Source organism: Rhizobium ruizarguesonis, assembly GCF_017357285.1.
Lineage (GTDB): Bacteria > Pseudomonadota > Alphaproteobacteria > Rhizobiales > Rhizobiaceae > Rhizobium > Rhizobium ruizarguesonis.
Map to the genome: position 1 here is coordinate 1331998 of NZ_CP071678.1, position 24352 is coordinate 1356349.

Genomic DNA, 24352 nt, shown 5'->3' on the forward strand with positions numbered 1-24352 from the left:
CCCCGAGAGCCCCGATGTGGGTTGGCCGAAGTCGGGCAGGGAGTGCGCAATCACGCACATCGCTGGTGCAAAAACGATCCATCCAGATGATCAAGTGCCGCAACACTCGCGCACAGTCCGGGTCAGTGTGCTAGAACGGGCTTCGGAAGCCGCACCGCGCGGCGCGGGAATGCACCATGATCGACTGGGATGACGTTCGCTACTTTCTTGCCGCCGCGCGCGGAGGCTCATTGCGGGCTGCCGCCAAGCGCCTCGGGGTGAACCACGCGACGGTGCTGCGACGCATCGCCCAGCTCGAGGAACGCCTCGGGGCGCAGATGTTCGAAAAGCTGCCTTCGGGCTACCGCCTGACGGCTGCGGGCGAGGAGGTCCTCCAGCTCGCGGAGCAGATGGAAGCCTCGTCGCACCAGCTGGAGACGCGCGTCTTCGGCCGCGACCAGAGTGTGCGCGGGCTTTTGCGGGTGACGTTGGCACCGACCCTTGCGACACACCTGCTGATGCCGGACTTCGCCGATTTCGCGCGTCTGCATCCTGATATCGAGATGGAAATCGTGTCGTCCGGCGAGCTGGCAAATCTGACCAACCGCGAGGCCGACGTCGCGATCCGCGTCGTCTACGACCGCAAAACCCTGCCGCTCAATCTTCACGGCCTGAAGGGGCCGGAGCTGTTCGGCGCAATCTACATGTCCCGCGATCTGCTGGCAGCGTGGCGTGCGGGCGCGCCGGATCCCGTCCGGTGGATCGTCATCAGCGTTCATGGCATCCCGGATTGGGTCCGCGAGGGTGAGGTTCGCACCACCGGGGTTCCATTCAGGACCACGGACGGCGAGGCGCAGATCGTTGCTGTACGGCAAGGGCTCGGGATCACGACACTGCCCTGCTTCGTCGGAGATGCCGATCCCCTTCTGGTGAGGGTGCCGGGCACCGACCTGCACATGTACGGAACGCTCTGGCTTCTCACACAGGGGGAGACACGCAAGACGAAGCGCGTGCGGCTCTTCGCGGAGTTCGTATCCCGCAGGCTCGCCGCCTACGCTCCGCTTCTCACGGGGCTGTCCATCTCGCGCGACTGACGCCCGGCAGGTCGCCGGCGACGCTTGCCGTGGATAAGAAATGACTTGCCCACAGCAGCTTTATGAACCTGTCAGTGAAGACCTGGCGTCGGTGGCTCGGCCTAAATCAACGTTCAAGGCGATGTCCCCTACGTCGCGCCGATGCGTCGGTGAACAGGTCCCTTGCTCCACCGGTATGCGGCTTCAAGAAGCGTTGGCCTCTGCGCAGCCGGACACCTTCCGGGAAGAGTTGGGCGTGATTGGCAGACCAAGTGTGGTGTATTTGCCATCGCTACCAATCTGAGGGGCCGTCATTTCGTTGGCGAAGCGTTCCCAGGTAGAGTGTCTTCTCACCAGATCGAAGGCCATGATAAGCGGCGCCTATGGGAATCAAGAACTATCTGATCGAAGGCGGTTCCGGCACTGGGAAAACGTCTGTCGCTACCGAACTGGAGCGGCGGGGCTACCATGTCGTCCATGGTGACCGGGTCTTGGCCTATGTCGGCGACCCCGAGACGGGCCAGGTACTTGCAGGACCACCCGAAGGCGCGGACCGCATCGTTTGGGTATACGCCCACTGGATCTGGCGTGTCGACAAGGTCCGCGCTATTGCTGCCGACACCACCCATCCTGCCACCTTCTTCTGTGGCGGCTCGCGCAATTTCCACAAATTCCTGGACCTTTTCGACAAGGTTTTCGTGCTCGATATAGACGTCGAGACCTTGAACCGACGATTGGATGGGCGGCCGAATGAGCCGGGCTTCGAGCCGGCCGAGCGGGCGCTGGTGCTCCGCTACCATCATACCCGGGAATATCTTCCCATCGGCATCAGTATCGACACGACGGGTACCGTCCCAAGTGTCGTTGACGATATCCTCGCTCAACTTACCTGACGCCCTGAAAGTATTGAGAATCGATTATTGCGGGAACGCTAGCCGCCTGAACGGCTCACAGGCGGCATTACCGCTTTCGTAGTCGACCGACAGCTCTCAGAACGAGAAACCGGGTGACTTAACGACCGATAAGAGGGCGCAAAGATTGGAACTCCACGCCGGATAGAGTCAGGAGACCCCAGCACCCGTCGTCATGCTTTCACCACTGAAAAGAACAGGAACCGCGGCTTGGTCGTCAGGCTCTGATAGGCCTGCGGAAAAAGCGTGCGGGCTTCAGGATCGGGCTGGGGCTCGCTGACGATATCGATCTGAAATCCGGCCGACTTGAGCGCATCGAACATGGCGTGGAGCGGCCGATGCCAGAAGCGCATGGCGATATCCTTTCCGCCGCGCTGCCAGGTCTCATCGAAGCTGTAGGTCTCGAAATAATTGTCGCGGCCGGTCGAGGCGTGATCCATGAACGGATGGTGGGTGGAAAAAACCAGGCGACCGCCTTCAGGCAGCAGCCGGTTGAATTCCGAAAGGGGCCTCGACCAGTCGGGCAGGTAATGCAGGACAAGCGAGGCAAGGATCAGATCGAAAGCCTTGTCCGTAAACGGCAATGGTTCGTTGATATCCGCCGATAGCAGCCGCGCGCGCCCTTCCAGCCGACGTTGCGCGATCTCCAGCATGCCGGCACTGGCGTCGATCCCGGTCACGACAGCCCCGCGCTCAAGCAGCGCTGCCGCATGCGCCCCGCCGCCGCATCCCGCATCGAGCACGGAAAGCCCGGCGACGTCGCCAACCAGGGCAAGAATAGCCGGCCGCTCGTAATAGGCATTCCAGGCATTGACCTCGTTATCGGCATCATAAGCCGCCGCGAACGCATCATAATCATTCTCGGCCAAGATTTTCCCTTTCCGAAGACTGTTCGAAGATCTGCGTGTGTGTGTCAGGAGCTTGCTCGATCGGCCTGCAAACAGGCAGAGATCGCTTCGTCGGCAAAGTTTGAACTCAGGCCCCAACCTCGGCTCGTTAGCCCGAGAGCGCCACCGGCTTGCCATGCGGCGTGGTGAGATAGGCTCGGCGCCATTCGCTCTCGCGCCGATCCACTTCCGAATGCGGCGCTATTCCAGTGCGATCGAGAACACGTTCGAGGGTGGCCTTGAACGCCCCGTAATGGGTCGCATCGTCGTCGGCCTCACCAGCGCGGGCGCGCTTTTCGAGTTCCGCGCCGAGGGTTTGCGACCAGTCCTCCGCGTCCAGTTTTCCCGAAGCGAGCAGCAGTTCGACAATCGCAACGACTTGCGCATGCCATTGCTCCTGGAAGGCGGGATTTCGGTCGCGAGATCGAAGCGAACCACGGGAAATCTCAGACCGGGTCAAGGTAGCTCTCCCACATGTCGATCAGGAGCACGTCGCGGCTCAGAGCCGCTTCGGGCCAGAGCTCCTTCATATCGAAGCGAACCGCGTAGGTCTGCTCGATGGAAATTCTGCCGGTCGCGGAACGGTCCGGCAGAGGCTGCGGCCCTGTCACGCTTTCGACGATGCCGCGGCGCCCTCGCACGTAGGATGGCAAACGGGTGTGCATCGAACCGCTATCTCGCTTGGCGACGACCCTGTCGCCGGGTTTGAAGGAGTCAAAGGTCGCTGCGCTCTCTGTCTGCGGCGGCATATGTTGCAGCTGCATCTGGGCAGACCCTGCATGCCCGTCCACGAATTCCTGGACATCGGCAATGCCTTCATCGATCGCCGTGACCATCATCGCCAGTGTCCACTTTTCGAAATAGTCGAAGCGGAGATAGAGGTCCGGCGGCAACCGTTCCAGAACGTGACGATACCAGTCGAGCGTCCATCCGGTTTCTTCCTGGCTGAGTTTCGACATCGACATCATCGCAATCGCCCAGAGGCGCGCTTTCCATTCTTCAGGAAACATGACGTCGTCATCGTCGAACTGGTGCAAGATCGGCCCAAATCCCTGCCTGCCGCCGAGATCGTGAATGGTATCCATCACCCGGCCCCCGGCGTGAGATCCCTGGCCGTGCCGATCATCGAATTGCGGGTCACGAGCGTCGCAAGCTGCTCTTCCGACCAGCCTCCGGTCGCCTCGGGCCGCTGCGGAATGACCATGTAACGGCGGTCGGATGTTGAATCCCACACCCTGATCTCGACCGATTCCGGCAACACGATGCCGAACTCCTGAAGGACGCCCCGAGGATTGCGGGCGGCACGCGCCCTGTACTCGGTCGATTTATACCAGGAAGGCGACATGCCGAGGATGCTGAGCGGATAGCAGGAACACAGGGTGCAGACGATCAGGTTGTGAACATCCGGCGTGTTGAAGACTGCGCGCAGATTGTAATCCGGCTCGACGCTTGGCACCACTTCTGCAAAGGCAGAGATCGCATTCTCTGCCAGCCGATCGGCAAAGGCCTGATCCGTCCAGGCATGGGCAATCACCTTGGCGCCGTTCATCGGCCCGACATTCTCGGCATAGTTGTCGAGCCAAGCGTCGACAGCATCGGCACCGAGAAAGCCCTTTTCGGTCAGGACCGTCTCCAGGGCTTTCAGACGCAACGCGGGTTCCGGCGGCAGGTGGCTATGCAATTCGCGGTGAAGTTTGGCGGCCTTGTCAGAGTCATACGAGGTCATGGCGCTCCCCCTGGCTGACAATCATTTCCGGCGTTGAGCAATAGCGCAAAACGCGCGCTTTGTCATGTCTGCAGCAGGCCGTCCGCCATGAGAGGCCTGCAAATCGGACGGCCGGGCGAGGAGGGAATCGTTATGCCGCCGAATGAGGCGGGAGCGACGCCTTCGTCGCCTGACACTGGCCTTTCCCGCGGTTTGTCTCGCCGGCGAGAGCCGCGCGCCGCCGAGTGGGGGAAGAAGGTCCAGCGCAGGCGGCGATCTCCGGGCGGGTGGTGGGCGCTGAGCGGCTTGCTCAAGCCAGGAGTCATCCGGCACGGCACGCAGTGGGTCGCTGTCGTCATCGAAGGCGCGGTGGTTGTCGTTTCGATCGCGGGAAGGGAGGCGTCCACTGCGTGCCGCTGGAGAGCTGGTAGCGCGGCATTCTTACCCGCCCTTTGCCGGCACTATACCAATCCGTAAAGAATGCAGCCCCGGCCGTTCGACCGCTGCACTTTACCAAAATGTATAGTTCCAGCGAGGTTCCCGTGAAGATTGGAGCGCAGGCTTGGCGCCATCAATGCCAAGTCGAGGTCAGCTCTCTCATGAACATGCGCGCCGCACCTGCCGCCCTTATGCCGGCCCTTCATCCGGTCAGCCTGCGGGTGAATACCTACCTGATCAATCTCGACCGTGCGCCCTTGCGCAGGTTTCGAATGGAGCGCCTGCTGGCAAGCTTCGGCCTTCCCTTCGAGCGCGTGGCGGCGGTCGATGGCGCAGGGCTGAGCCTGCCGCATCCGGGCTTTGACGAAGCAGCCTATCTCAGCCGGCACGGCCGCCGGCCGAACCCTTTCGAGATCGGCTGTTATCTCAGCCACGTCGAATGCGCCAAGCGGTTCCTCGCCAGCCATGCCGAGTTCGCGCTCATTCTGGAAGACGATCTCGATTTCGATGACGATCTGGCCGAGCTGCTCGAAGCCGCCCTCGAGCACCAGGCGCGCTGGGACATCCTGCGCCTGTCGACCGTCAATTCCGGGCGAAAGCACAAGGTGGAGCCGCTGACCGCGTCGCGCTCGCTCGCCATCGCGCTCACCCGCGAGAAGGGGTCCGGCGCCTATCTGATCAACCGCAAGGCAGCAGGCTGGATTGCCGGTGTGCTTGTCCCCATGCGTCTGCCCTATGATCTCGCCTTCGATCTGGAGTTCGATGATGGGCTGAGCGCCTGCTTCGTCGATCCGCTGCCGGTCAGCCAAAGGGCGGATCCCTGTTCCCAGATCCAGGCGGGGCTCTCGGCCTATCGGCTGGGCCGCCGCCGGCCGTGGAGCGTCCTGCCGTATCGCGCCGCGGCTGAGCTGCGCCGCTTTGCAGCCCGCCTCAGCCGGCTCGCGGCATGGCGGCTGAGCGGTCTCAGGACCGCTCCTCCGGGATGAGGGATTAGGATCTGTGGACAGTTACCTGAGCCATAGGATCGTTGCGGCGATTGCGATCATTGCCCGATAGTTTCGGGCGGTTTTCTCATATCGCGTGGCGATGCGTCGAAATTGTTTGAGCTTGGAGAAGCAGCACTCGATCAGATGACGCTGGGCATAGAGTTGCTTGTCGATCGGATATTTTCGGGCGCGTGATGGATTGTTTGGGATGACCGCTTGCGCTCCTTTGTCGGCAATGACTTTGCGTAGCCGATCGCTGTCGTAAGCAGTATCGGCCATGACGACATCGGCTGGCAGCTCTTTGATCAAGGCATCGGCTTGCGGTGCATCGCCTTTCTGGCCGGCGGTCAGCAGGAAACCAACAGGACATCCAAGGCCACGCACCGCCAGATGGATTTTGGTGCTCAGGCCGCCGCGAGAACGGCCAAGGGCCTGATCTTCAGCCCCTTTTTTGCGCCCGAGGCGTGCTGATGGGCGCGAATGATGGTGCTGTCGACGATCAGATATTCGAAGTCGTTATCATCCGACATCGCTTCGAAGAGACGCCACCAGACGCCTTTCCGACTCCAGCGACTGAAGCGACGAAACACACTGTTCCAATCACCAAACACATCCGGCAGATCGCGCCAGGGCGAACCCGTCCGCACGATCCACAGGACTGCTTCCAGAAACATTCGATTGTCACGTCCAGACGAACCGCGCGTGCGATCATCGCCAATGATATGAGACGACATCCGCTCCCACTGGTCATCCCGAAGAATCAAACGGTCCAGAACACCCATGGCTGCCTCCAAAAGACAGCATTGAATCAGACCGAAGCTGATTTGGGAATCTCAAGAGTCCACACTTCCTAGAGCATGTCGCGCAAAAGTGGGCAGCGGTTTTGGGATAACGACATGCGGAAAACAAAGACCTAAAGCGCGAGGAGCGAATCTGCGCTGTTCGGTAGCAACTGCCAGCTGACGTTTACTCGATCGAAGGGTATTCCGGATCCGATCACGGAGTGCTAGAAGTTGTGCGAGCGTCGGGGGACACGACATGTCCAATTTACTGCTGAGAGAACTTTCTTTAGTAGGACACCGCTGCCCTATCATCACGGCGGACCATCGGGATTATGAGCGCTATCGCAAAGTATGGAACGGTGTCGCCGATCGACGGCCTGCTGCGATCGTCCGCCCGCAAAGTGTAGATGATGTCCGCAAGGTCGTGCATGCAGCGGCGGCATCTCACGCCCTGCTTGCGGTGCGCGGCGGCGGCCACAGCCTTCCGGGATTCTCGACCTGCGATGGGGGACTTGTTCTCGATCTATCGGACCTAACTGCCATTGCCATCGATCGAGATACGCACACGATCGAGGTCGGCGGCGGGGCACTACTTGGCGATCTCGATCGCGCGACAGTTCCCGAAGGTTTCGTGGTACCGGCAGGCGTGATTTCGCATACGGGTGTGGCAGGTCTGACCCTGGGTGGCGGCATGGGATGGGCCAGCAGGAGATACGGCCTTACCATCGACAGCTTGCTGGGCGCGGAGATCGTGACCGCGGCTGGCGACGTCGTTTGGGCAAGCGCAACGTCTGAGCCTGAACTCTTCTGGGGCATCCGCGGCGGCGGTGGCAACTTCGGCGTAGTCACCCGATTTAGGTTCGGGATGCATCCGCTTGGTTCCATCGTAGTCGGCCAATGGAGCTATCCTGCGGCCAACATGAGGCAAGCCCTACAGGCGCTGCGCGACCGCGCGCATGGCCAACCGCGCGACTTCACGCTCAACTTCACCGCGACAGCCACGGGCCTCAGCGTGACAGCGGTTTGGTCAGGCGATGCTGCCCTCACTCACTCGGTTCTGTCGCCGTTCGGGGCGCTTGCCGATGGCGGCATAGGAAGCGTCGACAAGCTGCCCTATCTCAGCCTGCAGAGCCGGAACGACGAGCACTTCGCATGGTCACGACGATATTATTGCAAGGGAGGATTCTGGTCGGAAATCACCGATGAAGTCATAGACGCGATCATGCTGGCAATCGCCGATGCGCCAACGCCAGATTCCGAAATTAACGTGTTGCAGCTTGGCGGAGCGGTCTCCGATGTACCGGACGAGGCAACTGCGTATACGGGAAGAGGTGCAAGCTACTACTGGATTGCAGAGCCGGTCTGGGACGTCGCTGCCGATGACGACCGATGCATTGCTTGGGGACGGATCACGGGCAAATCGCTTTCGAAGCTCTCGATGGCCGGGAACTACGTCAACGAGCAGGCTGATGCCGGGACGGTCGTAGCTTTAGATGCGTATGGCCCGAAGAAGTACCAGCGGCTTGCGAGCCTGAAGACACGGTTCGATCCGCACAATATGTTCCGTCTCAATCAGAACATCGCGCCGCTGGCTTGAGTCCTATCCGGAAGGGTGCGAGGCCGGCCCAGGCTGCCCGGAACCCGACGTCAGGTTTTTCAACAGAACAAAGTTGGTGGCAGTTGCTGCCGAATAGCGCGAATCTGAAAGATCGCGCCGCGCTTTAGGATCCTCCCTCCGGCATCAGCGGGAAGCCGATCGAAACGATGAGGCCGGGATGATTGTCCGCCATGGTGATCCCAGCCGAATGCAGGTCGGCAATCGCCTTGACGAGGCTGAGCCCAAGCCCGCTTCCCGGCGTCGCCCGGCTCTTGTCGAGCCGGTAGAGGCGGCGGAAGACCTTGTCCCTTTCGCCGGCGGGAATGCCGGGGCCGCTATCGGCGACCGAGACGATGGCGCGGCCGCCCTGGCAGCGGAGCGAAACCGTGATGTCGGTTCCGGCCGGGCAGTGGTTGATCGCGTTTTCCACCAGGTTGGCGATCATCTGCGTCAACAGATCACGGTCGCCCCGGATGAGAGCGGGACAGCGCTCCGTGATATCAAGCGCCATCTGCGCGTCTTCGGCGACATCGACATAGACCTCGGAAATGACGGCAAGCACGGCGTCGATATCGGTCGCCTGGAAACGCTCCTTGCGGGCGCCGGCCTCGATCTGGGAAATGCGCAGCAGCGCCTCGAAGGTGGCGTTGATCCGGTCGCTCTCGTGTCTTGCTTCGTCAAGCAGCGCCGAAACATCCGCCTGCTGGTCGTTTCCGGCCACCGCGGCATCCAGCGTCAGGCGCAGCCTGTTCAGAGGCGTCTTCAGGTCGTGGGCGATATCGGCGCTCACCTGCCGCATACTCTCGACCAATCTCTGCAGCCGCTCCAGCGCTGCGTTGATCTGGATCGCCACCGTATCGAGATCGTCGCCGTTGCCGGTGATGGCAATGCGGGCGTCGAGCGCGCCGAGGGAGACGTCGTTCATGGTGTGGGCGACCCTGTCCAGCCGAGCCTGGGCGCGGACGGCCAGAAAGACGCCGCCGCCGATCGCGGTCGCGACGACGATCGCGGCGGCCCATTCGAAGCTGACCAGCACGATCCGCAGCATCTCGTCGACATCGTTGAAGTTTTCCGCCACCACCAGGCTGTAGGGGCCGATGGTCGAGACCTGCATCCGGTAGCGTTCATGCCCCTTCAGCCCGACATCCCTTGAGGTGACGGTATAGACGCCGTTCGGGATGCGGGGTGCGGCGAAATTGCCGGCGAGTTTGCGCCCGCCGGCATCCGTCAGCGAATAAAGCCCGTCGGAGGTCGACTGGAAGCTCGCATAATTGTTCAGCGTGTTGATCAGGTCCTGGGTGTCGTTGGGCTCGTAGGTCGAGACGATCAACGAATTCATCTCGCCCAGCGACTGTTCGAGATCGCGCACGAGGCCGAGCCGCAGCATGTGATAGATGATCGCGCCGCTGAAGATGAAGGCGACGACGAAGAGCACGCCGAAGGTCACCGCAAGTCGGAACGGCGTGCTCCTGCGCAGGCTAGAGCATGATGCCGAAAAGTGTGCGCGGTTTTCGGACGACATCATGCTCTCACTCTTTCCGGGCATGATGCCGAAAAGTGTGCGCGGTTTTCGGACGACATCATGCTCTTACTCTTTAAATTGCGAACAGGATTTGAGATTTTCCTGTTCTAGCGAGGCGCATGCAGGCTGTATCCGGTGTTGCGGACCGTGTGCAGAAGCTGGATCTGGAACGGCTTGTCGACCTTGGCCCTGAGACGGCTGATATGGGTCTCGACGACGCTGGTCTTCGGATCGAAGTGGAAATCCCAGACCCGCTCCAGCAGCATCGTCTTGGTGATGACCCGGCCTTCGCCGCGCATCAGCACCTCGAGCAGGGTGAATTCGCGCGGCTGCAGCTCGATCACCTGGCCGGCGCGGCGGGCCTCCCGCCGGATCAGATCGAGCTCGAGATCGGCAACCTTCAACACCGTCCGCTGCTCCTGCACCGGCGGCCGCCGGCCAAGCGCATTGACGCGCGCCATCAGCTCGGAGAAGGCAAAGGGTTTGACGAGATAATCGTCGCCGCCCGCTTCCAGCCCCTCGACCCGATCGTCGACGCCGCCGATCGATGTCAGGAACAGCGCCGATGTGCCGACCTTGGCAGCCCTCAGTGAACGCACGATCGCCAAGCCATCGAGACCCGGCAGCATGCGATCGACGACGATGACGTCATAGGCTTCGCGCTGCGCCTGAAACAGCCCATCGCGGCCGTCGCCGAACACGTCACAGACATGCCCGGCCTCGGAGAAGCCCTTGGCGATATAATCGGACGTCTTCGTATCGTCTTCGATAAGCAGGATTCGCATCAGCCCGATCGTTCCCGGCATGCCTGGATGGCGAGATTTAGCCGAGAGGACGGCTGGGCCACAACTTACGGATTGGTAAGGTGCCGGGTGGGGGAGCGGCTTTCCGCCGCAACCGGGCGCCAGGAGTTTCCCGCCGTTCCCTGGAAAGAAGTGATACGTTAGAGTCTGACTAGAAATGGCGTGCGGTATTTCACGTTCGTATCGATCTCCTTGTAAGGCAGCGGATATGAGCGAGGAATATCCAGGCCACGGCGCTTTCGATGGTGGCTATCGAGGGGAGACATCTTGATTGACCCTGCTTGCACGATTGCTACGCCCCACTCCAGCATCCGGGACCCAAACGCATGACCAAAGCGCGCGCCGTGCCCATGCCTGGCAACAGCGTGCTTGCGCCGCTTTACGCGGGCGCGGACCTTTTAGACGCCTTTGCAATTCGACTGCCGGCGGGGGCAAGCGATGATCTGGAGGTGCTGGCACGCGCCGGCTTCGAGCGACCGGCGGGGTGGATTCGTGCGCTCACTCGTATCCGCGATGTGGTGATGGCGACAGTCGGCGTCAAATCGTCGCGCGCCATCGGTCTTGCCGCAGCGGGGCGTGGGCCGGTTATCGGCTACTTCCCGCTGCTGTCAAAGAGCGCGACGGAGTTGGTCGTGGGTGAGGATGACGCGCATCTCGACTTCCGCGTCACGATCCAACTTCGCACCGATGCAGCAAATGGGCGCGAGCTGGTCGTGGGTACGGTGGTGCATTGCCATAATCGACTGGGGCGTATCTATCTTACGATGATAGCACCGTTTCATCGCGCGATTGCGCGGGCGAACTTAGAACAGGCAGCAAGAGCAATGAAGATTTAAGCATGCTTTGGCGGCCGCGACTGGCTGCAGTCGGCCACTAGCCAACAGAATGCTTCAATCTAACCCGGAAAGGCTCTACCCGTGAGGCCATCCCGCCCCGGCTGTCTCGACCTCGACGGACAAGAGCTGGCCAGTTCCGCCCATCTGGTCCATCTTGTCCATCCCGAACCATCTGGCGGCAGTTATGTAGAGGGTGGTTCGATCAGGTCCACCCAGCATGCAGGCGAATGCGCCGCGATCGAGCTTCACTTCATCGAGGAGTTCGCCGCCTTCACGAACCCTGCGGCAGTAGGCATTGGGTACGTCGGCGTACCAGATCGCGCCTTCAGCATCGAAGCATATGCCATCGGGCGGCCCGGGAAGATCGGCCCAAACTCTGCGATGGGAAAGTTGCCCGTCGGCGGCGACATCAAACGATGTCAGCCGTTTCGCCCAGCTTTCGGCGCAAACCAGTGTGCGCCCGTCCGGCGAGAGAGCCATTCCGTTCGGAAACTGAAAGCCTTCCGCTTGTGTTTCGACCGTCCCGTCTGGATGTATCAGCAGGATCGCGGGGCCGTTGACGTAGATGCGGCCGTGCGGATCGATCACGATCTCGTTCCAGCCATTCGCTCCCAACTCGGCGAACTCTTCTAGTGCGGAGCCGTTGAACCGCAGCAAATGCGATGCCCTGGACGCAACGACGTACATGTCGCCCTGTGGTCCGAAGTCGAATGACAGGGGCGGGGCTTTCGCGGTTGTCGCCACTCTGACAGTTCCGTGCTCGCTCAAGGCGAGGATTTCGCCGCTTGTCCAATCCGCGAACCACAGCTCGCCGTCATGCCATCGTGGGCATTCGACCAGCCCCCGGTCTTCCAAACGAACCTTTGCCCTGTGCATTTCTGCCTCCTGTCGTTCTGCGCCTTGGCCCGTCGAATGGAGCCACCTTGTAAAGACGAACAAGCAAAGCCAATGCCGACACGTGTCTGGCGAAAAAGGCAATCACGGCCGTATCTCCCGTACTCTCTGCTGTGTAGCGGGAGCTGTCACGCCAGATCTGGCGGACGCCTTGCCGGACACGAATATTCGTATTCCTCAGGGCATTTCCTCGCCCCTATGCCATGATCCCAACTGTAATCGCGCCGCTTAAAAAGGCGGAGCATTGCAGCAAAGTTGAATGTTGCGCAGCAGGTTCGTAACGGTGCATGATTCTTGCGGCGGTATCACGCTAAGGAAATTCTGGCCTAAATACGGAGCTAAAGAGATGAAGATTCAGGGCCAGAGTGAGCTGTCAGGTATCGGTGAAATCCGAGCCCAGTTCGGCGGCTGGCCCATATCGACGGCAGGCATGTCGTCTACCTCTCGCGGCCTGCACTTTGATGTGAGAGACGGGAGCCACGGCGTCGAACTGGTTGTGCCTGGGTGTGATCATCATGCAGTGTTGGTGGCGCTGGGATCATCAAGGCAATTCCGCTTTCAAACGCACATAGCGTCCCGCGAGGTATCGTGCAGAGCAGGGGATCTGATTGTCGTCCCGGCCGGTAGCCCAGCACGGCTTGGAGGCGCTATCCCGCCGATGCTTCGGATCGGTATCGACCCAGAGCAACTCGGTGATGGCTCCCGCTTGCGTGAGCCCCTCCGAGGCAGGGATGATCAGACGGGTTCTATCCTTCACGCCAACGATTTGTTTGCACTGTACATCGGCGGCGCGATCCTCGAGGAGATGCGCAAGCCGGATTTTGAATGGCGGATGCCTCTGTTACGTCACCTTGCTGAAGCGCTAACCGTGCATTTCGTGACAACATATGGTGTTTATACAGTTTCCGATCACACCGGTGAAATCAGCGACAGGGAAGCCATCCGACGGGTAATCGAGCATCTTGGGCGGACAACACACGACTTTCCTGACCTCGCCTCGCTCGCCAAGCGGACCGGTCTCAGCCGCTTTCACTTCATCCGGGTTTTTAAAGCTGAGATTGGCATGACGCCTGCGCGATACGTCGAGCAATGCAGAATTGAGCAAGCGAAGTCATTGATCGAGACAGCCGAAATATCGTTGGCCGATATTGCCGATAAGCTTGGGTTTGTCGATCAAAGCCACCTGACCCGACGTTTCAAAAAGGTCGTAGGGAGTACCCCTGCTGCATACGCACGCGCGCAGGGCCGCCGGCATTTGTCAGAGATCGAACAATAATATACAAAGCAAGCAATAAATTACCATATACGCGAGATAACTTCGATACACATCAAGCAAAAAAACAGATTTTTCGTCTTATTGTTTTAATTTAAGCAATAACATCCCATATGCAGCAATAAAATGCCATGACCTGATCTCCGAAGTGGTTCATATGTATTGCCAACGGACGACATCAAGGCAGGAGATATAAACGTGAATATTAGAAACGTTATTCTTGTGCACGGATATTTCCTCGACGGTAATGCTTGGAATAAAGTTATACCGTTACTGTCAGAGCGAAGCATTGATGCAATCGCCGTTCAGATTTCATTGACCTCGTTCTCTGAGGACGTGGCGATTGTTCATCGCGCCATAGAAATGCAGGACGGTCCGGTCATCCTCGTCGGACAGTCTTATGGTGGCGCGGTCATTACCGAGGCGGGCAACCATACCCGAGTTGCGGGCCTCGTCTACATCGCCGGCGCTGCGCCAGACAGTGGCCAGTCCGTCGACGACTGGTGGAGCGGTTATGCGACTGCGGCAGTTGTGAACGAACTGAGGCCCAGGGGCGACGCGCATGTTACGCTCACCCGCGACGGGGTGCGCAAATACCTGGGCCAGGATCTTCCGACCGCAGAAGCCGATATTGTCTACGCCACTCAGGGACCGCTTGGAACACGCAGTACATTAGAGAAGATCTCAAAAAGCGCGTGGCACACCAAGCCTTCCTGGTACATGGTCACAACGCTCGACCACACGGTTCCGCCCGCGGTACAGCAGGACTCTGCCGAACGTATGGGTGCCGAGATCATGGTTGTTCAGGCAAGCCACTTGCCTATGCTTTCACAACCGAAAGCCGTTGCCGATTTCATCGCCAACGCCGCCGCGTCTTTTGACTGATAATTCGGTCCCAAGCCGAAGCATCATTCGAAACAACATATTCCGGAACGACCTCGCCACAACGGCGAAACGACGACCCATTCCTGAGCGGCCCATTCCTGAGCGGCCCATTCCTGAGCGGCCCATTCCTGAGCGGACTGTGTCTGTTCGACCAAATTCGACCTGGCGCACATCGCCTGGTCACAAAAGCTTCGAAAGAAGCCGTTGGCTCGCTTGCCCGCCAACGGAATTATTGACCCAACCCAAGAAGGAACAGGATCATGTCTACATCACTAAAACCCACCATCGTTTTTTGCCACGGCATTTGGGCCGACGGCTCATGCTTCAGCAAAGTCATCCCTGCACTGCAGGCGGACGGGCACGAAGTCATCGCCGTCCAGTACGGCCTGGACTCCTACGAGGAGGACGTGGCTACGGTTAAACGGACGCTCAATCGTGTCGGCAGCCCCGTCATCCTCGTCGGGCATTCCTACGGTGGCGCAACGATCACCGCCGCCGGCATCGACGAGCGTGTCGTTGGCCTGGTTTACATCGCCGCGGTCGCCCCGGATGTCGGCGAGACCGTGCAGGATCAGCTCAATAAGTATCCGTCGGACATCTTCAACCATGTCGAGGCAGCGGACGGTCGGGCCTGGATGCTGCCGAGCGGAACCAAGTTCTTCGCCGGAGACCTCTCGGAGGAAGAGCAGAAGCTTGTATGGGCCACGCACTATGCGCCGGTTGCCGATCTGTTCAACCAGCAAAAGCTCGGGGCCGACGAGGTCGCGTGGAAGTCCAAGCCAAGCTGGTACGTCTTGGCGACGCAGGACCACACGGTGCACCCCGATCTTCAGCGCTGGGTTTCCAAGCGTATGAACGCGACGGTGACCGAGCTGGAAAGCAGCCACGTGCCGATGCTCTCTCAACCCGACGTGGTCATCGATGTCATCCGCAAGGCAGCGTCGGCCGTCCAGCATCGCTGATATGTCGTGGACATTGCCTATGAAGAGACAGTCATGAGACGGTCTCTTCTGTTATTGGCAGATGCACCTATAAGCGCGTCCTGCCGGCACTCCGTGCGGGTGACGGATGCGGCCCCGGCGATGTCAGTGACTTCACGGAATACGGGCGATGACCTTGATCTCGAAGTCGAAGCCGGCGAGCCAGTTGACGCCGATGGCCGTCCAATTCGGGTAGGGTGGCTTGCTGAAAATCTCCTGCTTGACCGCCATGATCGTTCCGAACTGGTTTTCGGGGTCGGTGTGGAAGCTGGTGACATCGACTATATCATCCAGCGTGCACCCGGCGGCACTCAGCGTGGCCTTCAGGTTTTCAAAGGCGAGCCGGACCTGGCTTTCGAAATCGGGTTCGGGTGTTCCATCCGGACGGCTGCCGACCTGTCCGGACACAAACAGCAGATCGCCGGATCGGATCGCGGCGGAATAGCCATGCTCCTCGTAAAGAGCGTGCCGGTTGGCGGGAAAGATTGCTTCGCGTTGGGTCATTCTGATCTCTCTTCATTGTTGACAACGACCGATGAGCGCGGCGTGACGCTTCACATCTCGCGCCAAATTTGGTATACGGTTCGTATGTGAAATATGCGGGCGTACGCATCGTATGTCAAGTCCATATACGCTTCGTATATGAAATTGAGAGATGGAATGGTCAAGAAGCGCAGCGAAACGATGCAGGAAAACCGCGTCAAATTGATCGCGGCGGCACGAAAGGCTTTTGCGGAAAAGGGGTACTCCGCAGCGTCGATGGATGAACTGACGGCCGACGTCGGTCTGACACGGGGCGCGCTTTACCACAACTTCCAGGACAAGCGCGGGCTGCTGGCGGCGGTGGTCGATCAGATCGACACTGAGATGGCGGTGCGCGCTCAGGAGATCGGGGCGGGCGCAGGCAACGATTGGCAGGGCCTGCTCGCCGAGGGGGCCGCCTATATCGAGATGGCGCTCAATCCGGAAGTCCAGCGCATCGTCCTGCTCGACGGACCTGCGGTGCTGGGGGATCCCTCGCAGTGGCCGAGCCAGAACAATTGCCTGCAGGTGACCAAGAGCACTGTGGGGCGCCTGATCGCCCAAGGCATCCTCAAGCCGCTTGACCCGGAGGCGGCGGCTCGGTTGCTGAGCGGCGCCGCTCTCAATGCGGCTCTCTGGATCGCCGCCAGCGAAGATCCGCAGAGCGTGCTGCCAAAGGCGGTCGAGGCTTTCCATGCCTTGGCGGCAGGTTTGCTGGTGCAGCGTTTGTGATCTGCCAAAGGCCAAAGTCGAGCGAAGGGACGTTCACCGTGTAACGGCGAAAGTGGCTCCTTCTCGTTACTCGCTGTTCGAAGCGAGAGAAGGGAAGCGGCACGGGCTCGATCGGTGGTCGTCGGTTTACCTTCGCCATTGGATGATGATGGGGGATGATGATGGGGCGATAGGTCTGCTTTCGACCCAGAGCAGTCGGTCGGACCAATCCACCGCAACGACCGGCAAGCCTCAGAACTTTGCCTCCGTCAAGATCGCGTTCGTTGCAGTCTGAGTGGAGCATAACAATACTGGCTTTGCGCTTGCACTCAGTTTCCCTCTTTCAGCAGTCTCGCCATTGGCGGCCCTGGTTCGCGTCAGAGCCGCCAATAGCTCAACTCAGTTCAACTGCACGGTCAGCTTGTCGATGGTTCCGGTGAATTCGAACGGAACCTGATAGTCCTTGTCCTCGACGCCGGTGCGCGTATCCAAGCCGACATCGAATGTCTCGTCCCACGGCATCAAGGCAGGGACTGTATGCGGGATTTTCTGGCTGGCAACCTCCTCGCCGTCCACCGTCAGAACGCCGCTTCCACCCTTGGCCATGCCTGGTCCGTCCGACTTAAAGTCGAACACGATGGTGTGCTTGCCCGGCGCCAGCACGTCGGAGCCCTCCCAACGGAACCGCTCCATATCCATGAAATTGTAGAGAAACACCGGCTTGCCTTTGAGCAAATAGAGGCCGTAGCCGGCAAATTTGCCACCCGTGGTGACGATCATGCCCTCGGTGCCATCTGCCGGAACTTCGATCTCCGCTGTGATGGTGTAGGACTTGTTCACGATGTTCGGGGCGTTACTGCCGGGCAGACCGGAGATGACGCCCGAATAGGTGAACACGTTTCGTCCGGCGGTCGCACTTGGCCGGGGTGTCATGAGGCGCTCCAGGATAGAGTTGTCGAGCGGGAACACGCCGTACTTCGCGGCTTCCAGCAGGAATAGCTCCTGCATTTCGTTCAGCTTGTCGGGATTGACCGCCGCGAGGTCGTTAGCCTGGGAGAAGTCCTCGGCGAGATTATAGAGCTCCCATTTATAGCCGTTGACGACTTCCGGCATCGCGGACTGCCCCATCAGCCAGGGCGCGGCTGGTGGGGTTGTGCATGCATACCAGCCCACGTGGTAGATGCCTCGGTTGCCGAACATTTCGAAGTACTGCGTCTGTCGAGTGGAAGGAGCTTCGGCGTTAGCCTTGTCCCAGGTATAGGCCATGCTCACCCCTTCGATCGGCTTCTGGGCAACACCATTGACCATCACCGGCGCCGGAATGCCCGCAGCTTCCAGGATCGTCGGCACGATGTCGATGACATGGTGGAACTGGTTGCGGACGCCGCCGGCATCCTTGATGCGGGCCGGCCACGACATCGCCATGCCCTGCCGCGTGCCGCCGAAATGCGAGGCGACCTGCTTGGTCCATTTGAACGGCGTGTCGAAAGCCCATGACCAGGCCACCGACATATGGGGGTAGGTCTGGTCGGAACCCCACGCGTCATAGAACTTCATCTGCTCGGCAACCGGAACTGTCAGGCCCTCGATGGTGATCAGTTCACTCGGCGTGCCGAGCGTGCTCCCTTCCGCGCTCGTGCCATTGTCGCCCTCGATGTAGATGATGAGGGTGTTGTCGAGTTTGCCGACGTCCTCCACCGCCTGGATCACCCGACCGATCTCGTTGTCGGAGTAGGCCACGTAGGCGGCGAATACCTCGGCTTGCCGGGCGAAGAGCTTCTTGCTCTCGGGGTCGAGCGTTTCCCATTTCGGCAGGTCGTCCGGCCAGGCGGTCAGCAGCGTATTCTGCGGGATGACGCCGAGACGCTTCTGGTTGGCGAATATCTCGTCACGCATGGCGTTCCAGCCGTTGTCAAACTTGCCCTTGAACTTCTCAATCCATTCGGGCGTCGGATGATGCGGTGCATGCGTGGCGCCGGGAACATAGTAGACAAAAAACGGCTTGTCGGGCGCTGACGCGTTCAACTGCTTGATGTGGTTGATCGCATTGTCGGCCTCGTCGGTGATCAGGTTGTAGCTGGGCTTGCCAACCCAGGGGAAAATCTGGGTGTGGTCCTGGAAGAGATAGGGCTGCCACTGGTTGGTGTCGCCACCCATGAAGCCATAAAAATAGTCGAAACCCATGCCGGACGGCCATTGGTCGAAAGGCCCGGAGCTGCTGTACTGGAAAGACGGCGTGTTGTGGTTCTTGCCGAACCATGACGTGGCGTAGCCGTTCTGCTTCAGAATGTTGCCGATCGTAGCGTTCTCGACGCCGAGGACCGAATCATAGCCCGGATAGCCCGTGGCTTGCTCGGAAATAACACCGAAGCCGCTCGAATGATGATTGCGTCCGGTAATCAGCGCTGCCCGTGTCGGCGAGCAGAGCGCCGTGGAGTTGAACTGCGTATAGCGCAGTCCCGACTGCGCGATCCGGTCGAGCGCCGGTGTCGGTATGACGCCGCCGAAAGTGCCTGAGACTCCATACCCGGCATCGTCGGTCATGATCAGGAGGATGTTCGGCGCGCCCTTGGGCGGCACGATTTGCGGCGGCCAATAGGGCTTCGAGTCCTTGGCGCTGAGATTGATCTCACCGCCGAATGCCTCCGGCGGATTGGGAAGGTACCTCCCGTCGATGGTTGTCGTGGCGCTGGGCGAGCCCGGGGTGCCGGTGATGGTCTGCGCGTGGATTGGCGCAATGTAGAATCCGGTTGAGATCAGAAATGACGTTAGCAACAACGTGCGAGATTTCATCACAAGCCTCCTGCGCTTCCCATTGATGTGGTTGGATCTTTAGGCGTGTTGTCCCCTGCAGATGTCTTGGTTATTTCCGCGCTGCGCCGTGACAAAACGGGCGGCTCCGTCCCCGCGCGGTTGGTTCCTCAGTACAAGACAGCTCGCCGATAGGTGCAGCGCGCGACGCCGGCATAGGAAACCGCGGCGAGAACCGGCGCACCCGATAGAAGTCTCCGCCTGGAAGTCGTGGTCGGTGCTGCTTGTTGAAAATTCAAGGCAAAGGTCTTGCTCCAAGGTGACGCTACGGCATCGCGCTCTCGCAAGGAAGGTAGTTTACTGTATCCTACGGGCAGAATTTGAACGTCGGACGGCCGATTTGATCCCAGATGCTGAGGCACGGAAAAGATAGAGAAGATTGCACCACTGAAGGAAACCGGTTTGTCTCGAACGCGCGGCTTCGCAGCGTAGGGCGCAGGCATGGCAATCGAGGACGCCGCGATGCTGAGCCGCTGCCTTCAAGAAACCGACAGAGTTTTGCGGCGAGGATCCTCGAACCTTTCAGGAAAGACCGGAGTGTCGCAAAGTCAGGAGTTGCGCGACAACGGAAAAGCCATCGCGAAATAGACTTGCGAATCGCATAAGTGTGTGCTTATGTGTATGCATGATCGAGAATGACATTTTCCGAGCTTTGGCTGACCCGACCCGCCGCACGATCTTCGAGAAGCTGGCAGCGGGCGGCATGAACGCCAGTGCCCTGCGTGAGGGCATGGAGATCAGCCAGCCGGCAATGTCGCAACACCTCTCGGTTTTGCGGAGCGCAAAGCTCGTGAGGGAAGAACGGCAGGGGCGTTTCGTGAATTACGAAGTCGATCCGGAGGGGCTGGCTCTCATCGCACAATGGTTGGCGAAATATCGCGCCTACTGGCCTGCCCGCATCGAAGCTCTCAAGGTCTTGCTGAAGGATATGGACCAATGAACGATGGAAAGGCCAAGGAGCAGAAAGACGGGTTCCAACTGGAATTCGATCTGGATGAACCGCCGCAAAAGGTCTGGCGTGCAATCAGCATTCCGGAATTTCGGGAAAACTGGTTGCCGAAAGACGCTTTAGCCGATCCCACCCCGGCCACGATCACACCTGGCGAGGAAGTCCGTTATAGCCTGCGCGACGACGCTCCACCTTTCCTTGAAAGCACAGTGACGTTCACGATCGTCCCGAACGCGACCGGCGGTACCCGCCTGCGCATTATCCACGAGCTGACCGACGCGAGGCTTGACCGGATGGCGAAAACGGCCGCGAACGGCAACAGTCCGCCCGTCATGCTCGCCGCCTGACGCGGCAAGCTCTCCCTTTAATTTCTGGAAGATTGGAGTTCGCCGATGCGCGAAGCGATGCAACTCGTCCCTATGGTCGTAGAACAATCCAGCAGAGGGGAGCGGTCTTTTGACATATACTCCCGCCTTCTGCGCGAACGCATCATCTTCCTCAACGGCGAGGTCAACGATACCGTTTCCGCTCTGGTCTGCGCGCAGTTACTGTTCCTTGAGGCCGAGAATCCAAAGAAGCCGATCAATCTTTACATCAATTCTCCGGGCGGCGTCGTGACCAGCGGCTTCGCCATGTACGACACCATGCGCTTTATCCGCGCGCCGGTTCATACGCTTTGCATGGGGACAGCCCGTTCTATGGGATCGTTCCTGCTGATGGCAGGCGAGGCCGGCGGAAGAGCTGCTTTGCCCAATGCCAGTATCCTCATTCACCAGCCATCCGGTGGCTTCCAGGGGCAGGCTTCCGACATGCTGATTCATGCCGAAGAAATTTCGAAGACCAAGCAGCGCATGACGCGGCTCTACGCGGAGCATTGCGGACGCTCCTATGAAGACTTTGAGCGCGGGATGGATCGCGACCGCTTCATGACGGCGGAAGAAGCATTGGAATGGGGTCTTATCGACCGTATTCTAACGGTTCGGGAAGGCGAAATTCCCGATTAGAGCGACACTTGTTTTCCTGACTTTTGCAACGTCGTAGAATGGTGAAGGCGAGACACTGTCACGGACGCAAAGAGTCCAGACAGGGCGGAACCGTTGCTGCATCTATCGGTTAATCCGCCGAGGTCGCGGCGTGCCAATCGGACGTGACGGAGATGGTGAACGCACCGGTTTTTCCGATTTCTCGGTGCGGGCGGAAACGCCAGGAGAGCACTTTACCCGTTCGCCGCGATCTCATCCCGCAGAACAGGATTGGCGATGATCGAACCGCCAACCAGGGCCACACATCGATCACTGTCTCCTGAGCGTGTGTTCCGCCGCCTGCCATAGAAGGCGGCGGAACACACGAGCGAAAATGCTCCGTGTGGATCGATCAGAGGAGGAAAAGGTCATGAGCAAACATAATTGGAAGGTCGGGCTTCGCGCCAAGCTGGAGGATCTCGTCGACGACTGCGTTGTGGCCGGGGCCAGGCAGCAGGACGTTTTCGATACGATCATCAAGGAGATCGGCAATCTGCGCGCAGCCCTTGAGCGCGATCCTGACCCTGCAGAGGATGATGTTGCCGTCATAGAGGAGCCTGCAAACGATTGGCCCGCGGCCGACAAGTGACCCGAAGCCGATCGGGGAGGGGCACGCGAGCGCTTTGGGGCGGGGGTTATGGAACCAACTGCCGCGGCGAAGATTATAGTCTTGTCGCTTGGCAATCGGTTTAGCCTGGATCTGCAAGACGTGATTGCCCGCGCCGGCCGCTCATCATTCACAAGGGGAATTGCTATGGAAAGTGCAGGTATCGGCTGGATCGCCGCAATCGTCATCGGCGGCATTGCCGGCTGGCTCGCCGAAATGCTCATGAAGAGCAACATGGGCGTGCTGATGAACATCATTCTCGGCATTGTCGGCGCCATCGTCGCCAACTTTATCCTGTCCCTCTTCGGCGTCGTCCTTGGCGGATGGCTGGGTTATCTGATCGCGGGCTTCATCGGAGCCTGCATCCTCATCGCTGTGGCGAGAATGGTCAGACGCACGGCCTGATCAAACAGGAGCCGGCTTCGCAAACCTGGCCGCCCTGACGTGGGTCTTCATGCCGGGGCCGACGTTCTCCCAGCCGACGATCATCGCATCAAGCGAGATGGCTTTGTCGCGGTCTGCAGCCTTGTTTATAAAGCCTTCGAGCAGGACGACAGGGCCGAGCATCCTGATCTCGATGGCACTGTTGTCGATATCCGGATCGGCGGAAAGGGCTGCTTCGATTGTCGCGATGGTGGACGCCGAACAATGGCCTTGCGAGCAGCGCTCTTCGTGATTGTAGTTATCGGGGCCGAACCTCATATTCTCCCCCTGTCCCGCCAGTTTTCAATAAAACAACAATCTATGAACTAACCTTTCCCATGTATCTGCTGAAAACTATCAAAATATCGTGCGACTTCGCTATTCCGGTAAAGCGATTGGCAGCTAATTACAAAAGATGACTTGTGGTTCATATGTGTCGGATAGAAACTGTGCTTTGCGGAGAGGGGAGAAATTGGCCAATGCATAGAACTATACTGACTGTACTATCTATGATGTTTCTCGGAACGCAAGCTATTGCTGCTACCGCGATGATAGGAAAGGAGCTTCAGGCTCTGCTTTCAGACGGCAAGGTGATTGCGCTGGGCGGCCCAAAAGAGGGCTACAGTGGGGAGATTTCTGTACTCAAGGACGGAACCGCACATGGTCAGGTTAAACTCGATTCTGGAGATGTAATCTCAATTGACGGCGTGTGGCACATTTCCGGCAACACGTTCTGCCGTACCTGGAAGGGGGGGAGAGACGCGGGCAAGGCGGTATGTGAGGCCTGGAATAAAACAGGCCCGAAGTCTGTTAGCGTGTTGAACGGAAAAGAGAATATTGGCAGAAATTCTTGGAAATAGCCTCAAGGCCGTGATCGATTTGCAAGCCGGGCGCGGGCGCTGCAAGCATCGGTGAAGCAGGTGAGCTGTCGTCCTCTTCCAATTGGAGGATCTGCAACATCGATCAAGAGGACCGTCGACCTGCAAGTCTGGGCGGCCGCCCGGCTTAATAGGAGACAGCGGTTTTCGGGGTGAAAACCAGCCGAGCGACCGGCTCTCAAACCCGCCTGCGGGTTCGACGGTTCCGCTTCTCACCCGAAAGGACTACACCTTCACGAAGCACGAAGCACGAAGCGCCGGCCCTGGGCGTCGTCGATCGCCGATACCGGGATGTCGTCGTCGACCGAAAGATGGAGGAAGTGTTCCAGACGTCGGACGTCACGCCGGGGCGGGTCCGACCTTATTCCTGGCTCTCGGGATCCGCCTGGCTATTGCGTGGGAAAACGGCTCAGCATCCGGTCCTGGACGTTCTCCCAGCCGACGATCATCGCAGCAAGCGAGATGGCTTTGTCGCGGTCTGCGGCGTTGGTTATAAAGCCCTCGAGCAGGACGACAGGGCCGAGCATCCTGATCTCGATGGCACTGCTGTCGATATCGGGATCGGCGGAAAGGGTTGCTTCGATTGTCGCGATGGTGGACGCCGAACTGTGGCCTTGCGAGCAGCGCTCTTCGTGATTGTAGTTATCGGGGCCGAACTTCATATTCTCCTCCTGTCCGCCCCTCCACGGACCTTCACATTACCTCGCATAACATATGAGCAGCGTGTCCTGACGTCGCCAGCCGGACTTAAGTCCGGCTTTTCCCCGACACGATCCGGCTTAGATTCTCCTGATCCTTGCTGAAAGGACGTCAGGGAGGTTCTAGCAATGTTGCCGACTCCAGTCAGAACCTCCCTGATGGCGCAGGAGCGACCGAAC

Annotated in this window: 28 protein-coding genes; 16 read left to right on the forward strand and 12 right to left on the reverse strand. The window is 59.5% G+C overall.

Features of this window, described 5'->3' with window-relative positions; all coding sequences use genetic code 11:
• The first annotated feature begins 176 nt into the window (after nt 1-176).
• Both J3P73_RS06495 and J3P73_RS06500 read left to right on the forward strand, forming a co-directional pair.
• Nucleotides 177-1073, forward strand: a complete 897-nt coding sequence (locus tag J3P73_RS06495; protein WP_207579808.1) for a LysR family transcriptional regulator — start codon at nt 177-179, stop codon at nt 1071-1073.
• A gap of 362 nt (nt 1074-1435) precedes the next feature.
• Nucleotides 1436-1945 (forward strand): nucleoside/nucleotide kinase family protein, encoded by a 510-nt coding sequence (locus tag J3P73_RS06500; protein ID WP_207579809.1) that lies wholly within the window; start codon nt 1436-1438, stop codon nt 1943-1945.
• A gap of 191 nt (nt 1946-2136) precedes the next feature.
• Here J3P73_RS06500 and J3P73_RS06505 read toward each other — a convergent pair whose 3' ends face one another.
• The 4 genes from J3P73_RS06505 to J3P73_RS06520 form a co-directional block, all read right to left on the reverse strand.
• The gene (locus J3P73_RS06505; RefSeq protein ID WP_130661116.1) at nt 2137-2832 is read right to left on the reverse strand and encodes a class I SAM-dependent methyltransferase; all 696 of its coding nucleotides are present in this window, start codon (nt 2830-2832) and stop codon (nt 2137-2139) included.
• 127 nt (nt 2833-2959) lie between these two features.
• Nucleotides 2960-3310, reverse strand: a complete 351-nt coding sequence (locus tag J3P73_RS06510) for a hypothetical protein (protein WP_027689666.1) — start codon at nt 3308-3310, stop codon at nt 2960-2962.
• Complete coding sequence (locus J3P73_RS06515; protein WP_018068477.1) at nt 3297-3935, reverse strand: SH3-like domain-containing protein; 639 nt, start codon at nt 3933-3935, stop codon at nt 3297-3299. The genes J3P73_RS06510 and J3P73_RS06515 overlap by 14 nt, the downstream gene beginning before the upstream one ends.
• Nucleotides 3935-4576, reverse strand: a complete 642-nt coding sequence (locus J3P73_RS06520) for a nitrile hydratase subunit alpha (RefSeq protein WP_164568039.1) — start codon at nt 4574-4576, stop codon at nt 3935-3937. Before J3P73_RS06520 ends, J3P73_RS06515 begins: the two co-directional genes overlap by 1 nt.
• 578 nt (nt 4577-5154) lie before the next feature.
• On the opposite strand from J3P73_RS06520, the gene J3P73_RS06525 reads away from it, so the two are divergent.
• Entirely contained in the window at nt 5155-5979 is an 825-nt protein-coding gene (locus tag J3P73_RS06525) for a glycosyltransferase family 25 protein (RefSeq protein WP_207579810.1), read from the forward strand.
• A 21-nt stretch (nt 5980-6000) separates the two neighbouring features.
• Here J3P73_RS06525 and J3P73_RS06530 read toward each other — a convergent pair.
• Nucleotides 6001-6761, reverse strand: a protein-coding gene (locus J3P73_RS06530; RefSeq protein ID WP_130691842.1) for an IS5 family transposase whose coding sequence is annotated in 2 segments (ribosomal slippage) — nt 6001-6434 and nt 6434-6761 — 762 coding nt in all. Because the reading frame shifts where the segments join, the coding sequence is not laid out codon by codon here.
• A 256-nt stretch (nt 6762-7017) separates the two neighbouring features.
• Between J3P73_RS06530 and J3P73_RS06535 the strand changes: the two genes are divergently transcribed.
• Entirely contained in the window at nt 7018-8358 is a 1341-nt protein-coding gene (locus J3P73_RS06535; protein WP_164568038.1) for an FAD-binding oxidoreductase, read from the forward strand.
• A gap of 124 nt (nt 8359-8482) precedes the next feature.
• Here J3P73_RS06535 and J3P73_RS06540 read toward each other — a convergent pair whose 3' ends face one another.
• A complete protein-coding gene (locus tag J3P73_RS06540; RefSeq protein ID WP_164568037.1) occupies nt 8483-9883 on the reverse strand; it encodes a HAMP domain-containing sensor histidine kinase in 1401 nt (466 codons plus the stop codon).
• Nucleotides 9884-9987: 104 nt separating this feature from the next.
• Nucleotides 9988-10665 carry a winged helix-turn-helix domain-containing protein gene (locus J3P73_RS06545; protein ID WP_130666782.1) on the reverse strand — a complete coding sequence of 226 codons (678 nt, stop codon included), beginning with the start codon at nt 10663-10665 and terminating at the stop codon, nt 9988-9990.
• Nucleotides 10666-11009: 344 nt separating this feature from the next.
• Here J3P73_RS06545 and J3P73_RS06550 point away from each other — a divergent pair, with 344 nt between their 5' ends.
• A complete protein-coding gene (locus tag J3P73_RS06550) occupies nt 11010-11519 on the forward strand; it encodes a DUF2867 domain-containing protein (RefSeq protein WP_164568036.1) in 510 nt (169 codons plus the stop codon).
• A 75-nt stretch (nt 11520-11594) separates the two neighbouring features.
• On the opposite strand, the gene J3P73_RS06555 is transcribed toward J3P73_RS06550, so the two are convergent.
• A complete protein-coding gene (locus tag J3P73_RS06555) occupies nt 11595-12395 on the reverse strand; it encodes an SMP-30/gluconolactonase/LRE family protein (protein WP_164568035.1) in 801 nt (266 codons plus the stop codon).
• 364 nt (nt 12396-12759) lie between these two features.
• On the opposite strand from J3P73_RS06555, the gene J3P73_RS06560 reads away from it, so the two are divergent.
• The 3 genes from J3P73_RS06560 to J3P73_RS06570 all read left to right on the forward strand — a co-directional run bounded on the left by J3P73_RS06560 (nt 12760) and on the right by J3P73_RS06570 (nt 15533).
• On the forward strand, nt 12760-13689 hold the full coding sequence (locus J3P73_RS06560) for a helix-turn-helix transcriptional regulator (RefSeq protein WP_207579811.1): 930 nt from the start codon (nt 12760-12762) through the stop codon (nt 13687-13689).
• A 195-nt stretch (nt 13690-13884) separates the two neighbouring features.
• Nucleotides 13885-14571: an alpha/beta fold hydrolase gene (locus J3P73_RS06565; RefSeq protein WP_207579812.1), complete on the forward strand. Its 687-nt coding sequence runs from the start codon at nt 13885-13887 to the stop codon at nt 14569-14571.
• 260 nt (nt 14572-14831) lie between these two features.
• Nucleotides 14832-15533: an alpha/beta fold hydrolase gene (locus J3P73_RS06570; protein ID WP_207579813.1), complete on the forward strand. Its 702-nt coding sequence runs from the start codon at nt 14832-14834 to the stop codon at nt 15531-15533.
• Between the two features lie 132 nt (nt 15534-15665).
• Here J3P73_RS06570 and J3P73_RS06575 read toward each other — a convergent pair whose 3' ends face one another.
• Nucleotides 15666-16055 carry a RidA family protein gene (locus J3P73_RS06575; protein WP_018068458.1) on the reverse strand — a complete coding sequence of 130 codons (390 nt, stop codon included), beginning with the start codon at nt 16053-16055 and terminating at the stop codon, nt 15666-15668.
• Nucleotides 16056-16193: 138 nt separating this feature from the next.
• On the opposite strand from J3P73_RS06575, the gene J3P73_RS06580 reads away from it, so the two are divergent.
• Entirely contained in the window at nt 16194-16805 is a 612-nt protein-coding gene (locus J3P73_RS06580) for a TetR/AcrR family transcriptional regulator (RefSeq protein ID WP_018068457.1), read from the forward strand.
• A gap of 378 nt (nt 16806-17183) precedes the next feature.
• Here J3P73_RS06580 and J3P73_RS06585 read toward each other — a convergent pair whose 3' ends face one another.
• Entirely contained in the window at nt 17184-19577 is a 2394-nt protein-coding gene (locus tag J3P73_RS06585) for an arylsulfatase (RefSeq protein ID WP_130681261.1), read from the reverse strand.
• 459 nt (nt 19578-20036) lie between these two features.
• On the opposite strand from J3P73_RS06585, the gene J3P73_RS06590 reads away from it, so the two are divergent.
• The 6 genes from J3P73_RS06590 (at nt 20037) to J3P73_RS06615 (ending at nt 22578) form a co-directional block, all read left to right on the forward strand.
• Entirely contained in the window at nt 20037-20183 is a 147-nt protein-coding gene (locus J3P73_RS06590; protein WP_207579814.1) for a hypothetical protein, read from the forward strand.
• A 37-nt stretch (nt 20184-20220) separates the two neighbouring features.
• Nucleotides 20221-20535 carry an ArsR/SmtB family transcription factor gene (locus tag J3P73_RS06595; RefSeq protein WP_026237162.1) on the forward strand — a complete coding sequence of 105 codons (315 nt, stop codon included), beginning with the start codon at nt 20221-20223 and terminating at the stop codon, nt 20533-20535.
• Nucleotides 20532-20891, forward strand: a complete 360-nt coding sequence (locus J3P73_RS06600) for an SRPBCC family protein (RefSeq protein ID WP_130687778.1) — start codon at nt 20532-20534, stop codon at nt 20889-20891. The genes J3P73_RS06595 and J3P73_RS06600 overlap by 4 nt, the downstream gene beginning before the upstream one ends.
• A 45-nt stretch (nt 20892-20936) precedes the next feature.
• Complete coding sequence (locus J3P73_RS06605) at nt 20937-21548, forward strand: ATP-dependent Clp protease proteolytic subunit (protein WP_018485617.1); 612 nt, start codon at nt 20937-20939, stop codon at nt 21546-21548.
• A gap of 388 nt (nt 21549-21936) precedes the next feature.
• Complete coding sequence (locus J3P73_RS06610) at nt 21937-22155, forward strand: hypothetical protein (protein ID WP_018068450.1); 219 nt, start codon at nt 21937-21939, stop codon at nt 22153-22155.
• Between the two features lie 165 nt (nt 22156-22320).
• Nucleotides 22321-22578, forward strand: coding sequence for a GlsB/YeaQ/YmgE family stress response membrane protein (locus tag J3P73_RS06615; protein WP_130672155.1), 258 nt, complete (start codon nt 22321-22323; stop codon nt 22576-22578).
• Here J3P73_RS06615 and J3P73_RS06620 read toward each other — a convergent pair whose 3' ends face one another.
• A complete protein-coding gene (locus J3P73_RS06620) occupies nt 22579-22875 on the reverse strand; it encodes a BON domain-containing protein (RefSeq protein WP_130687780.1) in 297 nt (98 codons plus the stop codon).
• 200 nt (nt 22876-23075) lie between these two features.
• On the opposite strand from J3P73_RS06620, the gene J3P73_RS06625 reads away from it, so the two are divergent.
• Entirely contained in the window at nt 23076-23456 is a 381-nt protein-coding gene (locus J3P73_RS06625; RefSeq protein ID WP_027689681.1) for a hypothetical protein, read from the forward strand.
• A 407-nt stretch (nt 23457-23863) separates the two neighbouring features.
• Here the strand turns inward: J3P73_RS06625 and J3P73_RS06630 are convergent, their stop codons facing one another.
• Nucleotides 23864-24136 carry a BON domain-containing protein gene (locus J3P73_RS06630; protein WP_024323401.1) on the reverse strand — a complete coding sequence of 91 codons (273 nt, stop codon included), beginning with the start codon at nt 24134-24136 and terminating at the stop codon, nt 23864-23866.
• Between the last annotated feature and the right edge of the window lie 216 nt (nt 24137-24352).

What these genes read in the sequence shown, in the direction of transcription:
- J3P73_RS06575 (WP_018068458.1), bottom strand. Translation starts at nt 16,055, where the DNA reads ATGACCCAACGCGAAGCAATCTTTCCCGCCAACCGGCACGCTCTTTAC.
- J3P73_RS06500 (WP_207579809.1), top strand. Translation starts at nt 1,436, where the DNA reads ATGGGAATCAAGAACTATCTGATCGAAGGCGGTTCCGGCACTGGGAAA.
- J3P73_RS06625 (WP_027689681.1), top strand. Translation starts at nt 23,076, where the DNA reads ATGCATAGAACTATACTGACTGTACTATCTATGATGTTTCTCGGAACG.
- J3P73_RS06585 (WP_130681261.1), bottom strand. Translation starts at nt 19,577, where the DNA reads ATGAAATCTCGCACGTTGTTGCTAACGTCATTTCTGATCTCAACCGGA.
- J3P73_RS06590 (WP_207579814.1), top strand. Translation starts at nt 20,037, where the DNA reads ATGGCAATCGAGGACGCCGCGATGCTGAGCCGCTGCCTTCAAGAAACC.
- J3P73_RS06545 (WP_130666782.1), bottom strand. Translation starts at nt 10,665, where the DNA reads ATGCGAATCCTGCTTATCGAAGACGATACGAAGACGTCCGATTATATC.
- J3P73_RS06525 (WP_207579810.1), top strand. Translation starts at nt 5,155, where the DNA reads ATGAACATGCGCGCCGCACCTGCCGCCCTTATGCCGGCCCTTCATCCG.
- J3P73_RS06540 (WP_164568037.1), bottom strand. Translation starts at nt 9,883, where the DNA reads ATGATGTCGTCCGAAAACCGCGCACACTTTTCGGCATCATGCTCTAGC.
- J3P73_RS06605 (WP_018485617.1), top strand. Translation starts at nt 20,937, where the DNA reads ATGCGCGAAGCGATGCAACTCGTCCCTATGGTCGTAGAACAATCCAGC.
- J3P73_RS06515 (WP_018068477.1), bottom strand. Translation starts at nt 3,935, where the DNA reads ATGGATACCATTCACGATCTCGGCGGCAGGCAGGGATTTGGGCCGATC.
- J3P73_RS06550 (WP_164568036.1), top strand. Translation starts at nt 11,010, where the DNA reads ATGACCAAAGCGCGCGCCGTGCCCATGCCTGGCAACAGCGTGCTTGCG.
- J3P73_RS06610 (WP_018068450.1), top strand. Translation starts at nt 21,937, where the DNA reads ATGAGCAAACATAATTGGAAGGTCGGGCTTCGCGCCAAGCTGGAGGAT.
- J3P73_RS06520 (WP_164568039.1), bottom strand. Translation starts at nt 4,576, where the DNA reads ATGACCTCGTATGACTCTGACAAGGCCGCCAAACTTCACCGCGAATTG.
- J3P73_RS06560 (WP_207579811.1), top strand. Translation starts at nt 12,760, where the DNA reads ATGAAGATTCAGGGCCAGAGTGAGCTGTCAGGTATCGGTGAAATCCGA.
- J3P73_RS06620 (WP_130687780.1), bottom strand. Translation starts at nt 22,875, where the DNA reads ATGAGGTTCGGCCCCGATAACTACAATCACGAAGAGCGCTGCTCGCAA.
- J3P73_RS06555 (WP_164568035.1), bottom strand. Translation starts at nt 12,395, where the DNA reads ATGCACAGGGCAAAGGTTCGTTTGGAAGACCGGGGGCTGGTCGAATGC.
- J3P73_RS06535 (WP_164568038.1), top strand. Translation starts at nt 7,018, where the DNA reads ATGTCCAATTTACTGCTGAGAGAACTTTCTTTAGTAGGACACCGCTGC.
- J3P73_RS06570 (WP_207579813.1), top strand. Translation starts at nt 14,832, where the DNA reads ATGTCTACATCACTAAAACCCACCATCGTTTTTTGCCACGGCATTTGG.
- J3P73_RS06630 (WP_024323401.1), bottom strand. Translation starts at nt 24,136, where the DNA reads ATGAAGTTCGGCCCCGATAACTACAATCACGAAGAGCGCTGCTCGCAA.
- J3P73_RS06495 (WP_207579808.1), top strand. Translation starts at nt 177, where the DNA reads ATGATCGACTGGGATGACGTTCGCTACTTTCTTGCCGCCGCGCGCGGA.
- J3P73_RS06600 (WP_130687778.1), top strand. Translation starts at nt 20,532, where the DNA reads ATGAACGATGGAAAGGCCAAGGAGCAGAAAGACGGGTTCCAACTGGAA.
- J3P73_RS06580 (WP_018068457.1), top strand. Translation starts at nt 16,194, where the DNA reads ATGAAATTGAGAGATGGAATGGTCAAGAAGCGCAGCGAAACGATGCAG.
- J3P73_RS06595 (WP_026237162.1), top strand. Translation starts at nt 20,221, where the DNA reads ATGATCGAGAATGACATTTTCCGAGCTTTGGCTGACCCGACCCGCCGC.
- J3P73_RS06615 (WP_130672155.1), top strand. Translation starts at nt 22,321, where the DNA reads ATGGAAAGTGCAGGTATCGGCTGGATCGCCGCAATCGTCATCGGCGGC.